2 protein-coding genes and 1 pseudogene are annotated in these 2,744 nt (G+C 69.0%); 1 reads left to right on the forward strand and 2 read right to left on the reverse strand.

Annotation, left to right across the window (positions count from 1 at the left end; all coding sequences use genetic code 11):
- A pseudogene (locus BJF77_RS01945) lies at positions 1–352 on the forward strand (hypothetical protein); the annotation flags it as partial.
- A 113-nt stretch (positions 353–465) separates the two neighbouring features.
- On the opposite strand, the gene BJF77_RS01950 reads toward BJF77_RS01945, so the two are convergent.
- A complete protein-coding gene (locus tag BJF77_RS01950; protein WP_047804864.1) occupies positions 466–1,605 on the reverse strand; it encodes a cell wall metabolism sensor histidine kinase WalK in 1,140 nt (379 codons plus the stop codon).
- Positions 1,602–2,321, reverse strand: a complete 720-nt coding sequence (locus BJF77_RS01955; protein ID WP_047804865.1) for a response regulator transcription factor — start codon at positions 2,319–2,321, stop codon at positions 1,602–1,604. Before BJF77_RS01955 ends, BJF77_RS01950 begins: the two co-directional genes overlap by 4 nt.
- Positions 2,322–2,744 lie beyond the last annotated feature (423 nt).

Consider the following 2,744-nt stretch of genomic DNA (forward strand, 5'->3'; position numbering starts at 1 on the left):
CCCGCACACCAACACTCCGCTGGCGATCGCGGCGAGCCTGGGCGTGAGCCTGGCCGTGCTCGGGGCCCTGTTGCTGATCGCCCGGAAGGCCGAGACGTGGCTGATGCCGCTGGCGGCGATGGGGGTCATGACCTTGACCCTCTACACCGCCCACCTGGTGGGCCTGTCCTTCGAGATTCACTACGACCAGCCCTACCTGTGGTTCGTGATCAATCTGGCTGTTGCGGCACTGTTCGCGGTGGCCTGGCACCGCGCCCTGGGCCAGGGCCCACTGGAGCGGGTCGTCAGCCTCAGCGTGAAGGGCACCCGCCGGCTCGTGCTCAACAGATCCTCCGGGGCCTCGCACGGGTAGACGACACTGCACCCCCCACGCGGGCCGTGCCTGCCACCGCAGCTGAACAGCTGCGGTGGCAGGCACGGCCCGTCGTTGTTCCCAGACCTTAAGCCCGGGGCCCTCAGTGTGGCTCAGCCGTTGGGCCGGTGGCGGGGCAGGTGGATCCGGAAGCTGGCCCCGCGCCCGGGGCCGGCGCTGGTGGCTTCCAGGGTCCCGCCCTGGGCCTCGATGAGGGTCTTGCTGATCGCCAGCCCCAGCCCGGAGCCGCCGCGGTGGGCCTCCCGTCCGGTGTTCGCGCGGTAGAACCGCTCGAAGACGTGCGGGAGGCTCTCAGAACTGATGCCCTCCCCGGAGTCGGTGACCGTGTAGGTGACCGCCTCCGGGGCGTGGTCGGTGTGCAGGGTGATGGTGCCCCCCGGCGGGGTGTGGCGCAGGGCGTTCTCCAGCAGGTTGCTCAGCACCTGGCCCATCCGCTCCGGATCCAGCGGGATCGGGGTGACGTCCATGCCGGTGCTCAGCGAGGTGATCGACACTCCCTTGCCGGCGGCGTCGGGCTCGATGGCCGCGACCGCCTGGTCCGCCAGGTGCTGGGGGTCCTGGGGGGTGAGCTGCATCCGGGTCATGCCTTCTTCGGCGGCGGTGAGCTGGCGGATGTCGCGGGCCAGGCGCTCCAGGCGGGTGATCTGGGCGTTGAGGATCCCGGTGGTGTGCCCGTCGAGTTCCACCACCCCGTCCTCGATGCCTTCCAGATGTCCTTTGAGACTGGCCAGCGGGGTGCGCATCTCGTGGGCCAGATCGGCCAGCATCTGGCGCCGGGTGGTGTCCACGGCGTCGAGCCGGGCGGCCATCTCGTTGAAGGAAGAGGCCAGGGAGTCGAACTCCGGGCCCAGCTTCGCCGAGGTGACCCGAACCTCATAGTTGCCCGCGGCGACCTCACCGGCGGCGGTGCTGAAGGAGGCCAGGGACCGCCCGATGGTGCGGTAGAGGTAGAAGGTCAGCAGCCCGGCGATGTAGAGGGCCGGCAGCCCGCCGATGACCAGGGCCGTGAGACTCACCGAGCGGAAGGCGTCCTGAAGGTGCACCAGCCCGGTGGCCGCATCGGCGTGACCGGCCTGAACGAGCTCGTGGTAGAACATGTTCGGCCCGATCAGCACCGCGGTCACGACCACGATGATCAGCCCGACGGCCAGCACCGCGGTCTGGGCCAGCATCAACCGCACCGTCAACGGACTCCAGGACCAGCGTCGGCCCGTCGAGGTGGTGGTGCTCATCGGCCGGTGCCCATCCGGTAGCCGACCCCGCGGATGGTGTGGATGAATTTCGGGTCGGTGGCCGTATCGCCGAGCTTCTTGCGGATCCGCCCGATGTGCACGTCCACCAGGTGCTCGTCCCCGGTCCAGTGCGTGTCCCAGACCATCTCCACCAGCTGCCGGCGAGAGAGCACCAGCTGCGGGTTGGTAGCCAGACACAGGAGCAGGTCGAACTCGATCCTCGTCAGCGCCACCGGCTCCCCGCCCAGATGCACTTCCCGGGCGGCCTCGTCCACCACCAGGTCCCCGATCACCAGCGCCTGGTCCTGACCCGCCGGCTCCGGGGCGGGGGCGGGCCGGGTGCGCACCCGGCGCAGCATGGCCTGGACTCGGGCCACGAGCTCACGCGGGCTGAACGGTTTGGTCACGTAGTCGTCGGCGCCCACCGACAGGCCCACGATCTTGTCGATCTCGTCGTCGCGGGCGGTGAGCATCAGCACGTGGCAGTCCGAGAAGGTCCGCACCTGACGGCACACCTCGATCCCGTCGATCCCCGGCAGCCCCAGGTCCAGCACCAGCACGTCCGGGGAGAAGTCGCGCACCGCGGCCACCGCCTGGTTGCCGTCATGGCGCACCGCGACCTGAAGGCCGGCCTTACGCAGATACTCCACGACCAGTTCCGCCAGGTCGACCTCGTCGTCGACCACCAGGACACGTCCGGGAGAGGGAATGGACATGACGCCTCCGTGGGTTCGTGGGGGTTGGGACGATTTCCCTGAAATGGAGTCTCCGATCGTGGTTCAGATGACGGATCCTTCACGAGGTTCACCCTTCCTCATTGCGCATCCAATCGTCTGCAGGTCCAGGTTGGCGACCGCTGTCATGGAAGATCTCGAGGTTCCCGGCGCCCCGATCATGGCGACCCACCAGGAGACGGGCGCTTGAGCCCCTTCGCGGGGCTCCTCGTGGCAACCACACGGCTCAGGTCTCCCTGCCCAGATTGGGGCTGGTTTTCCCGCGCCGTGGCCCTGCTCCTGCACATCTGGAGGCAGCCTTCGACGGGGTCCGTGGTGGCCTACGGGTGTCGGAGCGCAATGCACTGGTAGGTGGACACAAGGGCGCGTCCAACTGTGGAAGGCAGGGACATGCCCCCGGCCAGG

This window comes from Kocuria sp. CNJ-770 (assembly GCF_001942375.1).
In the GTDB taxonomy this organism is placed as follows: domain Bacteria; phylum Actinomycetota; class Actinomycetes; order Actinomycetales; family Micrococcaceae; genus Kocuria; species Kocuria oceani.

Bases quoted from the DNA above. Each gene is read 5' to 3' on its own strand.
- BJF77_RS01955 (WP_047804865.1), bottom strand. From the start codon at position 2,321: ATGTCCATTCCCTCTCCCGGACGTGTCCTGGTGGTCGACGACGAGGTC.
- BJF77_RS01950 (WP_047804864.1), bottom strand. From the start codon at position 1,605: ATGAGCACCACCACCTCGACGGGCCGACGCTGGTCCTGGAGTCCGTTG.